The organism is Kitasatospora sp. NPDC056184 (assembly GCF_042268405.1).
Lineage (GTDB): Bacteria > Actinomycetota > Actinomycetes > Streptomycetales > Streptomycetaceae > Kitasatospora.
Map to the genome: position 1 here is coordinate 31,738 of NZ_JBHJUI010000011.1, position 18,836 is coordinate 50,573.

General features: G+C 73.3%; 11 protein-coding genes and 1 pseudogene. 8 read left to right on the plus strand and 4 right to left on the minus strand.

Going from position 1 to position 18,836, the window contains the following annotated elements:
* Window positions 1-334 precede the first annotated feature (334 nt).
* The 5 genes from ACFC0B_RS22160 (at window position 335) to ACFC0B_RS22180 (ending at window position 4,421) form a co-directional block, all read left to right on the plus strand.
* A complete protein-coding gene (locus tag ACFC0B_RS22160) occupies window positions 335-562 on the plus strand; it encodes a hypothetical protein (protein ID WP_376088252.1) in 228 nt (75 codons plus the stop codon).
* Complete coding sequence (locus ACFC0B_RS22165; RefSeq protein WP_376088255.1) at window positions 540-1,058, plus strand: DUF6879 family protein; 519 nt, start codon at window positions 540-542, stop codon at window positions 1,056-1,058. The genes ACFC0B_RS22160 and ACFC0B_RS22165 overlap by 23 nt, the downstream gene beginning before the upstream one ends.
* Window positions 1,055-1,906, plus strand: a complete 852-nt coding sequence (locus ACFC0B_RS22170; RefSeq protein ID WP_376088960.1) for a helix-turn-helix domain-containing protein — start codon at window positions 1,055-1,057, stop codon at window positions 1,904-1,906. The genes ACFC0B_RS22165 and ACFC0B_RS22170 overlap by 4 nt, the downstream gene beginning before the upstream one ends.
* Window positions 1,907-2,243: 337 nt before the next feature.
* On the plus strand, window positions 2,244-3,170 hold the full coding sequence (locus tag ACFC0B_RS22175) for a hypothetical protein (RefSeq protein WP_376088258.1): 927 nt from the start codon (window positions 2,244-2,246) through the stop codon (window positions 3,168-3,170).
* Window positions 3,171-3,206: 36 nt separating this feature from the next.
* Window positions 3,207-4,421 carry a hypothetical protein gene (locus tag ACFC0B_RS22180; protein WP_376088261.1) on the plus strand — a complete coding sequence of 405 codons (1,215 nt, stop codon included), beginning with the start codon at window positions 3,207-3,209 and terminating at the stop codon, window positions 4,419-4,421.
* Between the two features lie 71 nt (window positions 4,422-4,492).
* On the opposite strand, the gene ACFC0B_RS22185 is transcribed toward ACFC0B_RS22180, so the two are convergent.
* Complete coding sequence (locus ACFC0B_RS22185) at window positions 4,493-5,614, minus strand: mechanosensitive ion channel family protein (protein ID WP_376088264.1); 1,122 nt, start codon at window positions 5,612-5,614, stop codon at window positions 4,493-4,495.
* Between the two features lie 522 nt (window positions 5,615-6,136).
* Here ACFC0B_RS22185 and ACFC0B_RS22190 point away from each other — a divergent pair.
* Window positions 6,137-6,640 (plus strand): annotated as a pseudogene (locus ACFC0B_RS22190) (HNH endonuclease); the annotation flags it as partial.
* Between the two features lie 253 nt (window positions 6,641-6,893).
* On the opposite strand, the gene ACFC0B_RS22195 reads toward ACFC0B_RS22190, so the two are convergent.
* A complete protein-coding gene (locus ACFC0B_RS22195) occupies window positions 6,894-10,970 on the minus strand; it encodes a beta-N-acetylglucosaminidase domain-containing protein (protein WP_376088267.1) in 4,077 nt (1,358 codons plus the stop codon).
* A 312-nt stretch (window positions 10,971-11,282) separates the two neighbouring features.
* Here ACFC0B_RS22195 and malQ point away from each other — a divergent pair, with 312 nt between their 5' ends.
* Window positions 11,283-13,430, plus strand: coding sequence for a 4-alpha-glucanotransferase (gene malQ / locus ACFC0B_RS22200; RefSeq protein WP_376088963.1), 2,148 nt, complete (start codon window positions 11,283-11,285; stop codon window positions 13,428-13,430).
* A 20-nt stretch (window positions 13,431-13,450) separates the two neighbouring features.
* A complete protein-coding gene (locus tag ACFC0B_RS22205; protein ID WP_376088270.1) occupies window positions 13,451-13,684 on the plus strand; it encodes a hypothetical protein in 234 nt (77 codons plus the stop codon).
* A 141-nt stretch (window positions 13,685-13,825) separates the two neighbouring features.
* On the opposite strand, the gene pepN is transcribed toward ACFC0B_RS22205, so the two are convergent.
* Both pepN and ACFC0B_RS22215 read right to left on the minus strand, forming a co-directional pair.
* Window positions 13,826-16,405, minus strand: a complete 2,580-nt coding sequence (gene pepN, locus ACFC0B_RS22210; protein WP_376088273.1) for an aminopeptidase N — start codon at window positions 16,403-16,405, stop codon at window positions 13,826-13,828.
* A gap of 136 nt (window positions 16,406-16,541) precedes the next feature.
* A complete protein-coding gene (locus tag ACFC0B_RS22215; protein ID WP_376088276.1) occupies window positions 16,542-18,374 on the minus strand; it encodes a PQQ-binding-like beta-propeller repeat protein in 1,833 nt (610 codons plus the stop codon).
* Window positions 18,375-18,836: the final 462 nt, after the last annotated feature.

Below are 18,836 nucleotides of genomic sequence, written 5' to 3' on the forward strand. Positions count from 1 at the left end.
CGGGGGTGTTTGGGTGGGTTGGTCCTGGGGGGCCCGGTTTTTTGGGGGGGGGGGGCGGGGGGTTTGGTGGCGGGGCCTTGGGGGGGGGGGCTCGGGGGGCCCGGTAACTTCCCGCCTGCGCTGGAAGTCGGCTCAGCCGACTTCCTGCGCAGGCGGGCGGTCGGGCCGGTGGGGGCGCCGTGGCGACGAGGGGACCTCCTCCCTGCGCAGGAAGGTGAGTTCGACCATCTGGCAGGGCAGTTCAAGCAAGTTCAAGCAAGTTCATGGTGCGAGTGGCGACGTGCACGGCAAGATCGTTCAAGGCGATCGGCTCCGACCTGCTAGGAGGCTCACCATGGCACTGCACAAGCTCGGACAAGATCCCGACAGCCCCGAAGGCAAGTCCCCGACGGTCTACTTCGACGACGCGACGGGCAACTACATCCTCCAGGGCTGGAAGGTGCTCGACCCGGAACGTCTGGTGCAGATGGACATTCCCGGGCACGAGACCGTGATCGAATTCCCCAGGCGAATGATGCGGTTCTTCCCGGAGGTGAACGGTGGCAGCAGTCCCATCGCTTGAGGATCTGCTGCGAACCTGTAACCGCTCAGCTCTCCACCTGGAGACACGTGATGGCTACATGCGGGACGACCCGCTGTTCCTCCGTTGGCTCAGCGGACAGCGCGACGACCCTGCCGACCGCTCCTCGTGGTGGAGCCCCTGGTTGCAGCTCATCGAGGAGACCACGAGCCGCGGCGTCGAGGTGCGGCGCGCGCGGGTCGTCTCGGAACCGGTGAGCGAGTACATCCGGTTCGAGCACGAGGTCACGTTCCGGAACGTCGCTTCCGGGGAGCAGGTCAGGTGGCTTCCCCGGCGGCAGGCGACCGGCCTGGCGCTCCCGGGCAACGACTTCTGGCTGATCGACGGTCGGGTTCTCCTGGTCCATCACTTCAGCGGCGACGGGGACTTCGTGGACGACGAGCTCGCCACCGATCACCGGACGGTGAAGCTCTGCGCCACCGCATTCGAGGCCGTCTGGGAACGGGCGGTCCCGCACGAGGAATTCCGGCTGCACTGACCGTGTCCGCGTCGTCCAGCGTTCAGCAAGCCAAGCAGTCCCTGGGTCGGCGTCTGCGCGACATCCGGCGAGACTCCGGACTCAGTGCGCGGGCGCTGGCCGAAGCTGCTGGGTGGCATGAATCGAAATGCTCCAAGATCCAGAGCGGCCGGGTGATGCCCTCGGAGGCGGACCTGCGCGCCTGGACGGCCATCTGCGGTGTCCCGGAGCAGGTGGCAGACCTCATCGCGACGGCCCGGAACATCGAGGGAATGTACGTTGAGTGGCAGCGCCTTGAGCGCGCCGGCCTCAAGCGGGCTCAGGAGTCCGTACGCCCTCTCTTCGAGCGCACGCGGCGATTCCGGATGTACCAGTCGTGGGTCATCCCCGGCCTGCTCCAGACAGCGCCCTACACGCGCGCAGTGCTGAGCACGATCGTTTCGTTGCGCAGCACTCCTGACGATGTCGACGACGCTGTCGCCGTGCGGATGGAGCGGCAGAAGGTGCTGTACACGGGAGACCATCGGTTCGCCATTCTGATCGAGGAATGGGTGCTGCGGACCGTCATCGGCACTCCGGACATCCTGGCCGGTCAGCTCGGGCATCTCATCACCGTCGGCTCCCTCCCGTCGGTGAGTCTTGGGGTGATTCCCCTCGGTTCGGCCAGAGGCGCCGGCTGGCCGGTCGAGTCCTTCACCGTCTACGACGATGCGCAGGTGAACGTCGAGCTCGTCTCCGCCCACCTCACCATCACTCAGCCGGCCGAGATCTCCGAATACGGCCAGGCATTCTCCGAACTGGCCGGCATCGCTGTCTACGGTGCTGCGGCAAGATCGCTCATCACTGGTGCCATCAACGCACTCGGGTGAATGCGGGCAAGCTCAAGCAAGTTCGTCGACCGTGCCCCCCGTCGCTTCCTACCGTCTCCAAATGACCCGAGCTGCCGCCCGGGCGAGCAGACTCAGCCCGATTGGAGAGGTACGTGAGCGACACCACCAGCGATTCCAGTGACCCGGAGGTCACCAACCTGACCCGCCGTCTGGACCACTCGGTCCCGGACGGCGACTTCGCCCCGGTGGAGACCGAGGTCTGACCGCAGTTCCGAACTGAAGCCGGTTGGTTGCCGGCATGGCGGGTCGGCTCCGTCATCATCCGAGCCGACCCGCCGCTCGGCGGCGCACACACCCCGATCAAGGAGAGTCCGCGTTGAAGACCACCATCGCCACCCGCGTCCCCGCCGGTTCCTTCTTCGACGTCGGCCGGAAGGACCCGGACCTGATCCGCCTGCGCGAGGAAGGCGCGGAAAGCTCTCTGCCGTTCGTCCTGATGGAGCGCCTCGTCAAGTCCGGTACCCCTTACGCGGAGCACGCCCGGTCCCTGCGCAGCGAGAATGTGTCCGTGGCCGGGGTGAGCTTCGACTGGTTCGATTCCGAGCTTCCCGGCGAGATCGCCGACGAGATCAACCTGGGGGACTACGAGATCATCGAGCACACCGACGAGCGCCGCGAGGCGCTGACCCGGGCATTGGACCGCCTGTCGCTGGTCCACCCCGAGGAGTTCGCCCGCGTGTGCGAATTCGTTCGTGGGCTCCTGTGGGTGGGCCTCAAGCCCGGTGTCCGGACATCCTCGCTGACCAGTTCCAGTGACCCGGCGCTCCCGTACGTCATCGTGTTTTCCGAGAAGGCGCGCCACCACATCCCGCCGAACACCGTCAGCGCGGAGCCGTCCTCCCTCTTCCTGGCGGAGAACCTGCTCCACGAGGGGATGCACCAGTCGATCAGCTTCCACATCCTCCAGAACCAGGTCTTCGCCGACGGGTACTCGTCCCAGACCTCGCCCAAGATCGAAATCGCGTGGCGCGCCGCGCAGGGAGTGGCCCGCAACCAGTTCTGGGAGATTGACCGGGCCTTCCACGCGACCTGCGTCTACAACCAGCTGTTGCGGTTCCGCCGGACCGAACTGAACCGCGACGATCTGACACCCAACGAGCGCGCGAGCTTCCGGTCCGCCTACGACGAGGGCCTGCCGGCCGTCCGCTACCTCATGCGCGAACTCGAACTCCTGCGTCAGCACTTCTCCACCCACGGTGAGGAACTGCTGGCCGACCTGCGCCACCGGACCGACCACCTATAGCGCCATCTCAGCAGAACCGAAGGAGGGAAGGGTCAAGTGCTTCAGCACCTCATCAGACACGACGACGGCCTGCGAATGGTCCCCACCGACCGGAACGAGCTGACCACCGCGGTCGGCCGACTCCACGAGGAGCTGCGGGGCCTGCCTCAGGGGACCGACCCCGCTCGCACGCGGGTCCTGACCAGGTGGATCGGCATCGGCCAGATGTGCCTGGGAAACCACGGGGAGGCCCGTGTGTTCCTTCAGCAGTCACTCGACCTGGCCGCAGCGACCGGCAACACCGGAGCCGCCATTGCCACCGGGCTCAACCTGGCCGACGCGCACCGCTACTCCGGTGACGCGCAGACGGCGGACGCGCTCTACCGCAGCGCGCTGAACACCGCGCGAAGCCGGCACCCGGAACTCGTTGACTTCGCCCTCCAGCACACCGGCAAGCATCTGATGGAGTGCGGCGACCTCGCAGCGGCTCGGGCCCATCTGCGAGAAGCCCTGCGGCTGCGGATCGCCAAGGGGAAAACCGAGCTGGTCGAGTCCACGCAGGCCGCACTCGACCGGGTCGAGCTGCTGCTCGGCGAGGCACCGGGCGAGTGGAGCCGCAGGTGGACCTCATGGCTCCGGGCCTGCACCACGGTGCAGACGCCGGCCCGGTGGGCAGGGGACTTCCCTGTTCTCCGGGACGCTGTACACGGGCTCACCGCGTACCAGCGTGTCCACCCGCGCCACCTGCGTGATCAGTCATTTCCCGTCGAGCTGATCGCCGCCATGGCGGAGGAGGCCGAGAAGGCCGTAGCCACTGACGGGTACCTCCACAACGGCAAGTGGAACGCGGCCGTCGGCGACGCCGCGAACCGGTTCGCCGCACAGATCGATCTCGCCGCAGTCGTAGCACGGTCCACCGGCCTGGAGGTCGTGCAGCCGCACACCGGCGTTTACATCGGCTACGAGGAAGGGCAGTTCCTCGACTTCCACCTCGACGAGTCCGGCTTCGGTGAGGCCAACCTGATCCTCTGCCTCAAGCGCGCTCGCGTCACCGGTGCGCCCACGGCGAGCAGCACCGTGTTCATCCGTGCTGACGGCTATCTCGCATGCGATCTCGGCGAGGGCGACTGTGTCGTTTTCGACGGCGCGCTCACGCCGCACGGCCGGACGCCGCTCAGTGCCGGAGAGAGCGTCACCCTCATCAGCTTCGGCTTCCGCGCGCGTGATCGGGCTCTTCGCACACTCACCGACCTCCCGCCGGTCCCTCGGTAGGGAAGGCGGACAACGCGAAGGCCCCGTCCCCGAGTGACTCGGAGACGGGGCCCGGCGGCGGTGCCCGAAGGTCAGGGCGCCTTGGTGGTGGTGTCGTCGGCCGGTCGGACCGGGGCCGGTATCGGCGTCGCCGCCTTGTAGCCGGCCGAGGTGGGGTCGGACAGCGCGGACGGCGGGGCCGGGTCGGTGGCCGGCGCCGGGACCGCGGCCGTGGTCAGCACCATCGCGGCGGTGGTCCCGGTGCCGGTACCTGCGGCGGTGGGGAGCGGAAGCTCCTCCTTGACCTTGATCCCGGCCTCGTCGAGCACCCGCTTGACCCGCTGCCGCAGCGCCCGCGCCACGCTCAGCGACTTGCCGGGGGCGGTGCGCGCCTCGATCCGCAGCACCACCGAGTCCGCCGCCACCGACTCCACGCCGAGGATCTTGAACGGCGCCCAGACCAGCTCGTCGTACGGCGCCTCCTTGGCCATCGCCTCGGCGGTCTCGGTGATCAGCGCCTCGACCCGCTCCAGGTCCTCCTTGTAGCCGACCTGGACGTCCACCGAGGCCGTCGACCAGCCCTGGCTCATGTTGGCGATCCGCTTCACCTCGCCGTTGCGGATGTACCAGATCTCACCGCCCGCGCCGCGCAGCTTGGTCACCCGCAGGCCGACCTCCAGCACCGTGCCGGTGGCCACCCCGGTGTCGATCTCGTCGCCGACGCCGTACTGGTCCTCCATGATCATGAAGACCCCGGAGAGGAAGTCGGTGACCAGGTTGCGGGCGCCGAAACCGATCGCCACACCGGCCACACCGGCGCTCGCCAGCAGCGGCGCCAGGTTCATCCCGAGCGCCGAGAGCACCATCAGCGCGGCCGTGCCGAGGATCGTGAACGACGCGACGCTGCGCAGCACCGAGCCGATCGCCTCCGCGCGCTGCTGGCGCCGCTCGGGGTTGACCACCCCGGTGTTGGCCAGCAGCCCGCCCAGCCGGCTCGGCTCCTCCTCGCTCTCGCCCGGGCGGACCATCCGGGTGATGAGCTGGGTGATCACCTTGCGCACCATCGCCCGCAGCACCAGTGCCAGGACGATGATGAAGACGATCCGTATCCCGCTCGCCAGCCAGTCCTGCCAGTGCGAGTCGAACCAGCCGGCGGCCTGCCGGGTGGTGTCGGAGACCTCCTGCGCGCTCGTCGGGATTCTCAGGTCGGGCAACTCCGGGGCCGTGGGAGTGGGGGAGGGGGCGGGCGTCGAGGCCGGCGTCGCGACGGACGCGTCGGCGAGGAGGCCGGCGGCACCGGACCGGAACACGTGCGGGACCTTCCTGCTGGGGTCGTGGCACGGCCGCGTCTCCACGAGGCACACGCCCCCTGGCCTGCGGACCGTCCGCACTACCCTAACCGCCGTCCGGCCCGCACCCCGACACGCCGATGGGCCGTCCGGAGGGCGCGCGGATCCGTGTGAACGCCCTGTCCGCGCTCCTGAGCGCCGCTGTTCGCACTGGTCCGACCGGCCCAGCGGTACCCCGCCGGGGCACCGGAGTGCAACCCGCTCCTCCCCCGGGCATACCGGGTATGACAGAAGCCACACCCGGAGTTCACGTCAGGTCCGTTACACAGGAGTGGTGGCGCCGTACGAAGGCGTAAGGCGACACTGGGGGAGATCACGCACCCGTTGCGCGATCCAACCGCTCGTCCCGGCGCGAGCCACGCGCCGCAGGCGTCCAAGGAGGCATCCGTGCCGCATGTCCTGGTCCTCAACGCGTCGTACGAGCCACTCGGTGTCGTATCGATGCGCCGCGCACTCATCCTCGTCCTCAATCACAAGGCGGTCAGCCTGGAGGATTCGGGTGTCACTCTGCACAGCGCCACCAGCGCCCTTCCGGCGCCGTCCGTCGTCCGACTGACCCGCTTCGTCCGGGTCCCGTTCTGCGGGCCCGTCCCGCTCACCCGCCGGGCGCTGTTCGCCCGCGACCACGGCCGTTGCGTCTACTGCGGGGCCGCCGCCACCAGCGTCGACCACGTCATCCCGCGCAGCCGGGGAGGCCAGCACCGGTGGGACAACGTGGTGGCGGCCTGCCGCCGCTGCAACCACACCAAGGCCGACCGCCACCTCACCGAACTCGGCTGGCGGATGAAGCGACCACCCGCGCCGCCCTCCGGCCTGGCCTGGCGGATCATCGGCACCGGTATCAAGGACCCGCGCTGGCGGCCCTACCTGGAGCCGTACGGCGGCGGTGACCAACTGCGCGCCCCGCAGTGGGGCGAGTACGAGCACCACGACCATACCGACGCACCCCATCCGGTGCCGCTCGGGCGGGCGCACTCCGCCCACCCGGCCCACCCCGCCCCCGCCCGCCGCGGCGAGCAGCCAGAGCCGCTCTCCGCCTGACCCCGCACCACAAGGGCTTGCCCGTCATATCTCCCGGTACGCCTCATGGGCCGCCGCGCACCCCCTCGGTCGGGGAGCGCGGCGGCCCGCCGTCCGGAGCCGGTCAGGGCTTCTCCTGCGACCTCGCGGGGGTGCCGCCGGGGTTCGGCGTCGGGGCGGCGGGGGTGCCCGAGGGCGTCGGCACGGCCGGCGGCGCGCTCGGCCCCGGTCCGGCGGCCTGGCCGCCCGACTGCGTGCCACCGCTCGGCGTTCCCGCCGGGGTCCCGCCGGGCGTCCCGGCCGGGGGCTGCGCCGGCGGCGTCGCCGTCCCGGCCGCCGGGGTGGCGGCGTACAGCTCGACGCCCCAGAGCGAGTAGCCGTACTTGGTGGCCCGGGCCACGCCCTGCATCCGCAGGAACTTCGCGCCCGGCGCGTCGAACCGCACCTTCTCGTTGCCGCCCGCGCCGTTCTCCACCGTCGCGACGGTGGTCCAGGAGCGGCCGTCCGCCGAGGCCTGGATCTTGTACGACGAGGCGTACGCGGCCTGCCAGTGCAGCACCGCCGAGCCCAGATGGGTGGCCTCCGGCAGCTCCAGCTGGACCCAGGCGTCGTCGGCCGCCGGCGAGGACCAGCGGCTCTTCGGGTCCTGGTCGGCCACCGCCGAGGCCGGGAAGCCCGGCGTCTCGTCGGCCGAGGAGGTGGCCTGCGCGGTGATCGCCAGGTCGGGACCGCCGGTCGGCGGCACCACGTGCACCTGGAGCACCTGGCGCACGGTGGTCTGCCCGGCCGCGAACACCACCGGCACCTGGTACGTCCCGGACGGCGTCTCCGGCCCGGCGGTGACCAGCAGCGGCACCCCGACCCTCCCGCCGCGCGGCACGCTCACCCCGGTCACCGGCGCCACGGTCAGCCCCTTGGCGACCGCCGGCACCTCGGTGCGCAGCTCCCCGGTGACGCCCTCCGGCCGCCCGGCCTCGACGATCGCCCGGGCCTGCGCCGGCGCGGCCTCCCCGATCACCGCGTCCACCGAGGGGTCGGCCAGGCTCAGCCGGGCCGCCGGGGCGTCCGCGTACCAGGGGATCACCTGGTTGACCACGGGCGGCTCCCCGCCCGGCTTCCAGGCCAGCCGGAAGGCGTCGGCGGGCAGGCCGCCGGCCGACAGCTCGTTCCAGCCCGGCTGCACGGTGCCGATCTCGGTCCAGGAGCCGTCCGGGTGCCGCACCGCGACGGTGGCCGAGGCCCGCACGCCCGGATCGGTCAGGACGGTGAGGCGGTCCAGCGGCCGGGCGGCGCCCAGTTCGACGGTGAGCGGCTCGTCCGAGGCGGTCGGCGCGGTGGCCGCCCGGTAGGCGGTGTCCGGGTTGCCGTCCAGCACCGCGGCGGCCGAGGAGCCGGGCAGCGCGGCCGGGCCGCCGGAGACGCTGGCCGGCAGCTCGTCCGGCGCGGTCACCGAGAACTCGCGCACCGCGACCGCGGTCTTCTGCGCGGCCGTGGCCCGCAGCCGGACCGCCCGGACGACCGTCCCGGCGGGCAGCTGCGCGGAGACCGACTTCTGGTTCTTCACCGGGGCCAGCTTCTTCCAGCCGCCCTCGCCGGTGGAGTACTCCAGCACGCCCTCGCGGAGGTAGTCGTCGAGCGCGCTCTGGCCGTCCGGGCCGGTGCCCCAGGAGCCCATCAGCACGGTCACGCTGCCGACCGGCCGCCCGTCACCGAGATCCAGGCCGACCGAGTCGCCCGCCTGCGGCGGCGCCGAGCTCCAGTAGAAGGTGTCGGCGACGCCGTCGGCCATCAGCGCCGGCAGGTGGTCGTGCGCGGTGCCCATCGTGGTGGTCGGCGTGATGCCGCCGCCCTGCACGCCGGCCCAGGTGTCGGCGGCCCGCAGCGCCCGCTCCAGGAACGGGCCGAGCACGCCCGCGCCGACCGTCGCCGGGCTCTGGCCGAGCTGCTCGCGCAGCTTGTTCAGCTCCACCCGGGCCTTCCAGGCGGCCCCGCCGTCCCCGCCGCGCTGCGCCAGCAGCATGTCCAGGGCGGCCTGCCCGCCGAGCCCGTAGTCGCGCAGCGGCGCCAGCCAGGACGCCGCCTCGGCGGCCAGCTCGGCGGTCGCCGGGGCGGCGGCCAGGGCCTGCTGGGCACCCGCCATCGCGGCGAAGGCCTCCCGCAGCGGGGCGGCCGCCTCGATCAGCTTCGCCAGGTCGGGCGTGGCGCCCGAGGTCGGCTCGGCGGTCGCCCAGAACCGGTCCAGCAGCGGCAGCAGGTAGCCGGACTCCTGCTTGGCCAGCGGCGAGGACACGCTGTTGCCGGCCAGCGCGGTGACCGCCGGCAGGGTCTCCCCGGTGGGCGTCGCCGTCGCGCCGGTCGGGCCGGCCAGCGAGCGCAGCGCCGCCCGCCAGGAGTCCTCCGGCTTGTAGCCGCCCGGGTTCCAGGCGAAGTCCCCGGCCGTGGCGAGCGCGATCCGGGAGGCGACCGGCTGGCGCATCGCGCCGGTCAGCATGACGGCCGAGCGCGTCGCCACCTCGCTGTCGCGGCCGGTGTAGGCGCCCAGGAAGAGCCGGTCCGGGGTGGCGTCGTTGACCGGGTAGTTGTCCATGGTGACCAGCGGGTGCCGGTACAGGTCCGCGGTGTCGCCGACCTGCGTGCCGGTGATCCGCTCCGGGATCACCCCGACCCCGCTCCAGGCCACCTGCACGGCCGAGGGCAGCGCGGCGGCCAGCGCCGTCCGGTACGGGGTGGCGCCCTGCTGGTGGTACTCGGTGGGGACCACCGACAGCGGCGCCAGGCCCGGGTTCCGCGCGACCAGCCGGTCCTGCACCTTGGCCGCCAGCTCGGCCTGCGCCTTGGCGGCGGCGGCCGGGCCGGTGCCGTACTTGGCCCGGTCGTCGGAGCAGTGCCACTCGTCGTAGGAGACGTCCAGGAACTGCAGCTGGAACGCGGTGAAGCCGAGCCCGCGCAGCCCGTCGAGCTTGGCGACCAGGGCGTCCGCGTCCTTGCCCGAGCTGTAGCAGAAGGACTGGCCGGGGTCGATCGCGTAGCCGAGCGTGACGTGGTTGCGCCCGGCGCGGGCGGCCAGCGCGCGCAGGTCGGCGGCCTTCGCCTCCGGGTAGGCGTCCCGCCAGCGGGCCGTGCGGTACGGGTCGTCGCCCGGGGCGTAGAGGTAGAGGTTCTGCTTGGAGCGGCCGAGGAAGTCCAGTTGGTCCAGCCGCTGCTGCTGGGTCCACGGGGTGCCGTAGAACGCCTCGGCGGTGCCGCGCGCCGGGGCGCCGGACGGCCAGTCGCGCAGGGTGATCCCGGGCAGGCCGAGGCCCGCCGCGCCCGGTGCCTGGCCCTGCTCGGCCGGGACGGCGGCCAGCAGCTGGCGCAGCGACTGGGCCGCGTAGAAGGTGCCGGCCGCGTCGGTGCCGGCCAGCACGACCGCGCCGTAGCTGCCGCCGGAGGCCACCGGCAGCTGACCGGCCGCCAGGACGTAGCCGCCGGCGGGCATGCCGGCCGTGCCCGGGGCCGCGGTGTCCTTGCCGCCGGCCGCGACGGCCAGCTCGCGCAGGACCCGGTCGGTCGCGCCGCCCGCGCCCTCGGCGGGGCCGCCGACGTACACCACCAGCGAGCCGGCGACCGGCGCGGGGGGCTGGGACAGCGGGTTCACGGTGGCCGCCCCGGCGACGCCGAGGATCTCGTGCACCGCGGCGACCGCGCCGTGGTCCGCCTTCGGCGCGACGACCAGGGAGACGGTGCCCGGCACGGTCACCGGCTTGCCGGCCACCGTCCGCTCCTGCGGGCGGGGGAAGACCTGCGGGTCGCTCACACTGCCGAGCGGGGTCTGCGGGGCGCTGTTCGCGGTGCTCACCACGTCCGGCCCGGGCGTGAACCCGGGCGCCTGCGCGTACGCGGCCGGGCCGCTCACCAGCAGTCCGCCGACCACGGCCGCCGCCGACAGGGTGGCCGCCACCTGGAGGGTGCGCCGGCTCGGTGCCCCGGGCCGGGCGGCCAGCGCGCGCTCGGTCCGGACGGAGCGGAGCAGCGGTTCGGTGCCCTTGAGGTCCGCGATCAGCCGGTCCGCCGTCCGCGGCGCCAGTTGACGGCACGTCCGCGCGGTGGCCCGCCGTGCCGCGAGGGCCGCCGGGTGCTGCAGCACCTCGCGCAGCGCCGGACTCTGCTCCAGCTGCTGGCGGAACCGCCGGCCGGCCACCTCGGACACTCGGGCTTGCACAGGAGCCTCCTCGCCAGGCCGGAACCACATCGCGGCACAGCCCACCAGCTACGTTTCCCGGTGTCAACGCCGTCGACGGGTATGCCGATATTGTCCGATTTGACCAGGACTTAAGGCTCCCTTCATGCGCCCCGCCCCGCCTCCGGAACACCCGCTCCCGCACCTCCCACCCCATCGGCCGTGTGTGTCGCGCCGGGTCACCGGGCCGTCACCCGGGTAGGACTGTGGCTGTCCTGACTGGGCGTTGCCGAGACATCGCAGGAGCCGCGAGTGGCCGCTTATCTCGACCGTGACGGAGCCGACGGACCGGACGTGCCGGCGCAGGACGCGCCGCCGCCCCCGCCCGAGCTGGTGGCCCTGGCGCAGGCCCACGGGGTGGACACCCGCACCGGCCCCGGGGGCGTGCCGGCCGGCGCCCGCACGCTGGTCGCCGTGCTCGCCGCGCTCGGCGTGGACGCGGCCACCCCCGACGCCGCCCGCGCGGCGCTCGCCCGGCACCGGGCCGGGCAGCGCACCCGGCTGCTGCCCCCGACCGTCGTGGCCCGGGCCGGCCGCCGCACCGCGCTCGACCTCCCCGCCGACACCCGGCTCGCCGTCGCCCTGGAGCAGGGCGGCCGCTGGGAGCTCCCGCGCGGCCACGCCCACTGGCTGCCCGACGACCTCCCGCCCGGCCGGCACACCCTGCACGCCGAACTCCCCGGCCGCCCCGCCGCCACCGCCCACCTGATCGTCGCCCCCGCGCGCCTGCCCGCCCTCCCCGGCCGCGGCTGGGGCTTCCTCGCCCAGCTGTACTCGGTCCTCTCCGACCGCTCCTGGGGCATGGGCGACCTCGCCGACCTCGCCGACCTCGCCACCTGGGCGGGCTCGCTGGGCGCCGGCTTCCTCCAGATCAACCCGCTGCACGCCGCCCTGCCCGCCGTCCCCTCCGACCCGTCCCCCTACCGCCCCTCCTCCCGCCGCTTCGCCGACCCGGTCCACCTGCGGGTCGAGGAGGTCCCCGAGTACGCCTATCTGACCGGCGGGCCCCGCGCCGAGGCGGACGCGCTGCTGGTCCGCGCCGCCCGGCTGCGCTCCGAGGTGCTGGAGCACGACGGCCTCATCGACCGCGACGAGGTCTGGGCCCTCAAGCGCCGCGCGCTGGAGCTGCTGCACGCCGAGCACCGGCGGCACGCGGCCCGGCACGGCGCCGTCCGCACCGCCGCGTTCGACGCCTACCGGGCCCGCGAGGGCGAGTGGCTGGAGCGGTACGCGGTGTGGACCGCCCTCGCCGAGCGCCACGGCGCCGACCACCACCGCTGGCCGAAGGGCCTGCGCCACCCCGACTCCCCGCACGTGCGGCACGAGGCCGCCGAGCTCGCCGACCGGGTCGACCTCCACCGCTGGCTGGCCTGGCAGACCGACCTCCAGCTCGGCCGCGCGCAGCAGGCCGCCCGCACCGCCGGGATGCCGGTCGGCCTGGTGCACGACCTCGCCGTCGGCGTCCACCCGGACGGCGCCGACGCCTGGGCGCTCCAGGACGTGCTCGCCGCCGGCATCTCGGTCGGCGCGCCCCCGGACGCCTTCAACGCGCACGGCCAGGACTGGGGCCTGCCGCCCTGGCGCCCGGACGCGCTGGCCGCCGCCGGCTACGCGCCCTTCGCCGAGCTGATCCGCTCCGCCGCCCGGCACGCCGGCGCGCTGCGGATCGACCACGTGATGGGCCTCTTCCGACTCTGGTGGGTGCCGGCCGGGCACGCGCCGACCGAGGGCGTGTACGTCCGCTACGACGCCGAGGCGATGCTCGCCGTGCTCGCCCTGGAGGCGCACCGGGCCGGCGCCGCGGTGGTCGGCGAGGACCTCGGCACCGTGGAGCCCGGGGTCCGCGAGGAGCTCGCGGCGCGCGGGGTGCTCGGCACCTCGGTGCTCTGGTTCGAGCGGGACTGGCAGGCCGGCGGCGGGATCCTGCCGCCGGAGCGGTGGCGGGCGGGCAGCCTCGCCACCCTGACCACGCACGACCTGCCGTCCACCGCCGCCCGGCTCTCCGGCGAGCACGTGGAGCTGCGCCACCGGCTGGGCCTGCTGGCCCGCCCGCTGGGCGAGGAGCAGGCGCAGGCCGCCGCCGAGCTGGCCGACTGGCACGCCGAGCTGGTCCGGCGGGGCCTGCTGGGCGCGGACGAGCCGCTGTCGGCCGTCGCGCTGCACCGCTTCCTGGCCGCCACCCCGGCCGGGCTGGTCGGGGTCTGGCTGCCGGACGTGGTCGGCGACCCGCGTCCGCAGAACCTCCCCGGCACCTGGGACCAGTACCCGAACTGGCGCCTGCCGGTCGCCGACGGCTCGGGCACGCCGGTCACCCTGGACACCCTGGCCGCGGCCCCGGACGTCCGCACCCTCGCCGAGCTGCTGCGCTCCGTGGGCGCCCGGCCGGGCACCGCCGGCGGGCCCGGTCCCGAAAGGCCGACCCCGCCGAGCGGGCCGGCGTAAGTGACGGGTAAGTTGGCACCGTGGACAAGAGGAACGCTTTGCGAGCCGGCGCGGTCACCGCCACGGTCACGCTGATGATGCTGCTGTCGTCGCCCGCCATGGCCCTCACCCGGGACGACGGCGACGACCCGGGTAGCGGCCTGAGCGTCGCCGAGACCCTCGGTCTGTACGTGCTGCTCCCGATCGCGCTCTTCGTGATCATCGGCGGCCTGGCCGCGCTGCCGCTCGGCGGCGGCAAGGACAAGAAGAAGTAGTCGAGGCGCTTCTTCCTCCACCCACGAAGCCCAGCTCAGACCCCGAGGGGGCGCCGGACCAGGTCCGGCGCCCCCTCGGGCGTCTCCGCCCCCCCTCCGTACTCCCGGGTGCTCCCGGAGAGTGCGGAGGGGGGAGCGGGGTCAGCGCTGCGCGGCGGCCCGGTCGGCGGCCTGCGCCTTCAGCGCCCGCTCCACACCGGCCCGCGCCTCGACGACCTGGCGCCGCAGGGCCGGCGCCGGGTCGGCCGAGGCCAGCCACGCGTCGGTGGCGTCCAGCGTGGCCTGCTCGACCAGCAGCGACGGGTACAGACCGACGATGATCTGCTGCGAGATCTCGTGGCTGCGGGTCTCCCAGACGCCCTTCACCGCGGCGAAGTACTTCGCCGCGTACGGCGCGACCAGCGCGCGCTGGTCGGCCTGCTGGAAGCCGCCGATCACCGCGGCCTGCACGTAGTTGGTCAGCTCGTCCGACTCCACCACGGACGCCCAGGCCGCGGCCTTGGCCTCGGCGGTCGGCCGGGCCGCCCGGCAGCTGGCCGCGTGCTCCTGGCCGGCCGCGGTGTTGTCGCGGGCCAGCTCGGCCGCGATCTCGGCCTCGTCGGCCCGGCCGGTGGCGGCGAGCCGGTTCAGCAGGGTCCAGCGCAGCTCGGTGTCCACGGCCAGGCCGGGGATCTCGGCGGTGCCGTCCAGCAGCCCGGCGAGCAGGCCGAGCTGACCGTCGGTGCGGGCGACACCGGACAGGGTCCGCGCCCAGGCGAGCTGGTGGTCGCTGCCCGGCTCGGCGGCGCGCAGCGCCTCCTCGGCGGCCTCGGCCCAGCGGGCCAGGCCCTGCTCGCGCCAGGCCGGGTCCGCGTAGGCGTCCAGCGCCAGCTTGACCTGGCGGTGCACCGACTGGACCACGCCGATGTCGCTCTCGCCCGGCAGGCCGGAGAGGGCGAGCGTGAGGTAGTCGCGGGCGGCGAGCTCGCCGTCGCGGGTCATGTCCCAGGCCGAGGCCCAGCACAGCGCGCGCGGCAGCGCGTCGGTGAAGCCGCCGAGGTGCTCGGTGACCACGGCCAGCGAGTCCTCGTCCAGCCGGACCTTGGCGTAGGACAGGTCGTCGTCGTTCAGCAGGATCACGGCCGGGCGGTGCCGGCCGACCAGCTGCGGCACCTCGGTGCGCGGGCCGTCGACGTCCAGCTCGATCCGGTCGGTGCGCACCAGCGCGCCGTCGGCCAGCTCGTACAGGCCGACGGCGATCCGGTGCGGGCGCAGCACGGCCTCGCCCTTGGCGCCGGCCGGGAGCGCCGGGGCGTCCTGCAGCACGGCGAAGGACTCGATCTCGCCGTCGCCGTTCAGGGTCAGCGCGGGCCGCAGCACGTTGATGCCGGCGGTCTCCAGCCAAGCGGCGGACCAGGCCTTGAGGTCGCGGCCGCTGGCCTCCTCCAGCGCGCCGAGCAGGTCGCCGAGCCGGGTGTTGCCCCAGGCGTGGCGCTTGAAGTAGGCGCGCACGCCCTCGAAGAAGGCGTCCTGGCCGACGTAGGCCACCAACTGCTTGAGCACCGAGGCGCCCTTGGCGTAGGTGATGCCGTCGAAGTTGACCTGGACGTCCTCCAGGTCGTTGATGTCGGCCATGATCGGGTGGGTGGACGGCAGCTGGTCCTGCCGGTACGCCCAGGTCTTCATCTGGTTGGCGAAGGTGGTCCAGGAGTTGGGCCACCGCGAGTCGGGCGCCTCGGCCTGGCAGACCGCCTCGGCGTAGGTGGCGAACGACTCGTTCAGCCAGAGGTCGTTCCACCACTCCATGGTGACGAGGTTGCCGAACCACATGTGGGCCAGCTCGTGCAGGATCGTCGCGGCGCGGGCCTCGTACGCGGCGTCGGTCACCTTGGACCGGAACACGTACTGGTCGCGCAGGGTGACGGCGCCCGCGTTCTCCATCGCGCCGGCGTTGAACTCCGGCACGAACAGCTGGTCGTACTTGGGGAACGGGTAGGGGAAGTCGAACTTCTCCTGGAAGTAGTCGAAGCCCTGCTTGGTGACCTCGAAGATCGCCTCGGCGTCCAGGAACTCGCGCAGCGAGGGCCGGCAGTAGATGCCCAGCGGCACCTTCTGCTCGCCGCTCTCGTAGGCGTCGAAGACCCCGACGTAGGGGCCCGCGATGAGCGCGGTGATGTACGAGGAGATCCGGCCGGTCGGGGCGAAGCGCCAGACCCGGGTGTCCCCCTCGCCCTCCGGCTCGGGGGTGGGCGAGTTGGAGACCACGCTCCAGCCGGCCGGCGCGGTCACGGTGAAGGTGAACGCGGCCTTGAGGTCGGGCTGCTCGAAGTTGGCGAAGACCCGGCGGGCGTCCGGCACCTCGAACTGGGTGTAGAGGTAGGTCTCGCCGTCGACCGGGTCGACGAACCGGTGCAGGCCCTCGCCGGTGTTGGTGTAGGCGCAGTTGGCGACGACGCGCAGCTCGTTCTCGGCGGCGAGGCCCGGCAGCGCGATCCGGCTGTCGGCGAAGCCGGCGGTGTCGAGCCGCTCGCCGTTGAGGACGATCTCCTCGACGCCCGGGGCGACCAGGTCGATGAAGCTGGCCTCGCCCGGGGTGGTGGCGGTGAACCGGACCACGGTGGTGGACCGGAACGTGCCCCCCTCTCGGGCCGAGCTCAGGTCGAGCTCGATGTCGTACGCGTCCACGTGCAGGAGGTCGGCCCGGGTGCGGGCCTCCTCGCGGGTCAGGTTGGTGCCGGGCACTCGCTGGACTCCTTCGTCAGGCTGATGTCTGGCATCCTGCCATGCCCGCCCGCCGGGTCCGCCGGAATGTGCCCGGATACGGGACGGGCGGGGCGGCAGGGGCCGACGAGCCCCTGCCGCCCCGCCCGCGGCGCCGCTACTTCTTGACGTACTTGAACACGGGGGAGTCGAAGCTGCCCCGGGAGAACCCGTACAGCGACCCGTCCGAGTTCATGACGAACTCGTTGGTGCTCATGCCGATGTTGAAGGAGGAGCTCTTGCCGACGGTGAGGTTGCCGAGCTCGCTCACCGCGCCGTCGGCGGGGGCGAGCGTCACCAGCTTGGCGTCGTTGCCGTAGCCCATGTCCAGGATCGCCCGGACCTTGCCCTCCTTGTCGGTGCCGGAGACCAGCCGCAGGCCGTCCTTGGCCTTGCCGTCGGTCGACCAGAGCCGCTTGCCGGTGTTCAGGTCGTACGCGTTGATCGCCGGCTTGCTCGGGTTGGTCTGCACGTACAGGGTGGTGCCGCTGACCACGCTCTGGGTGAAGGCGTCGGCCAGGCCGCTGAGCCGCAGGGTGTCGTAGCCGGGCTCCTTGACGGGCATCTGGGTGCCCGGCTTGTTGGTCTTGTCGAACGGCAGCACGTAGTCGCCGTTCGCGCCGCTGGACATCGACAGCACGAGCGGCTGGTCGGAGAGGACCTTGTCGACCCGCTCGATGCTGCCGGACAGGGTGATCGGCGCGGGCGAGGCGACCTTGCCGGTCTCCGTCTCGACGATCACCAGCTGTGACTTGACGGTGGTGTTGAGGCCGTAGCAGCGGTCGGTGACCACGATCTGCGTGCCGGCGGCGGTGCCGTAGACGCTGCAGTCCTTCTCACGCGGCTGGAAGGCCCAGACCGCGGAGCCGTCGGCGACGTTCACCGCGGCGGCGGTGTTGGCGCCGATGCCGACGACCTTGTCGGTGATGCTCAGGCTGGGGGAGGACATCCGGCTCTGCCCGACCTTGACCGTCCACGACAGCTTGCCCGTGGTGAGGTCGACGGCGGCGATGGTGGAGCAGTCGCTGTCACCGGTGTTCAGCGAGACCGCGGCGATGTGGTTGGAGTTGGCGCTGTACGAGGCGGTGCAGAACTCCTTGGCACCGGCCGGCACCGGGATGCTCCAGGCCTCCTTGCCGTCGGAGGTGTTGACGGCGCGGATGCCGGTGGTGTCGGCGCGCACCGCGACCTTCTCGGCGCCCCAGATGGCGAGCAGCCGGGTGGTGCCGCTGACCGAGCTGGCCGGCTTGTCGGCCGCCCAGGCCAGGTTGTAGGCGCCGGCCTTGCCGCCGCCCCCGCCGCCGGCGGTGCCGCCGCTGGTCGACGGCGAGGGGCTGGTGCTGCCGCCGGTGTCCGGCGAGGCCCCGCCGGTGACCGCGCCGGTGGCGCCGCCGGAGGCGGCCGGCGGGTCGTCCTTCTTCTTGTTGTCGTCGGTGAACAGCACGACCAGGCCGGCCACGATGGCGATCGCCAGCACGCCGCCGATGGCGCCGCCCCAGACCAGCACGGGGTTGCGCTGCTTGGGCGGGGCGGGCACCGGGGCTCCGGGGAAGCCGTAGCCGCCCTGCTGCGGGTAGCCGTACCCGCCGGCGCCGCCGTCGGCGGGCGGCGCGGCGGGGTAGCCGTACGGCGGCTGGCCGGCGGCGGGGGCCCCGAACTGCTGCTGGCCGGGTGCCGGGTCGTAGGGGCCGACCGGCGCCGGTCCCTGCGCGGGGAAGGCGGGGGCGGTGGGCGCGTAGGCGTACCCGCCCGGTGCCGCGGCGGGCGGGGCCGGCGGAGCGGCGGGTGGCGCGGCCGGGGCCGGTGGAGCGGCCTGACCGGGGACCGCCGCCCCGTCGAGCTGTGTCTGCTGGTCCGCCACGGCCGCCGGGTCGACGCCGCCCGGCTTGCGCCCGAGCGAGACGCCCCGGTTGTCCGGACCGCCGCCGGGAGCTTCGCCAGCTCCCGCCATCGGGTGATCCCCTGCCATCTGATGCCCCGTCATGTCTGGACGCGTCCCGGGCTCGGTGCACATCAGTGACCGGCGGGACGGGTGAGATTGGGCACCATCGTACGGGGGGTCGATTTTCGGACGGGCGGCGGAACCCCGGCCCCCGGCCGCCCCCGTGCCGACCTGGGCCGATGTCAGGCCCCGCACACCCCCTCCGACCTGGCCCGGAACCCCGCGCACCCGCTTCGGGGAATCCGGCGCCACACACCGTCCCTTCGCGTTCCCTCCCCTGTGCCTTCACCTTCCGCCAGGCCTGAGGGCCTGGCGCCAGACTCCCGCCTGCCGTGCGGCGTCTGGGCACGCACGCCCCCAGCCTCCGGCCGGGAGGTACCCCCACGCCGCGTTGTCGTCGGTCGCCGATGGCCCCCAGCCTTCGGCCGGGAGGTGCCCCCACCGCATGGACTCCCTCCTCCGCCTTGCGAT

Excerpts from the sequence above, each read along its gene's own strand:
- ACFC0B_RS22160 (WP_376088252.1), top strand. The coding sequence starts at position 335 with ATGGCACTGCACAAGCTCGGACAAGATCCCGACAGCCCCGAAGGCAAG.
- ACFC0B_RS22215 (WP_376088276.1), bottom strand. The coding sequence starts at position 18,374 with ATGGCGGGAGCTGGCGAAGCTCCCGGCGGCGGTCCGGACAACCGGGGC.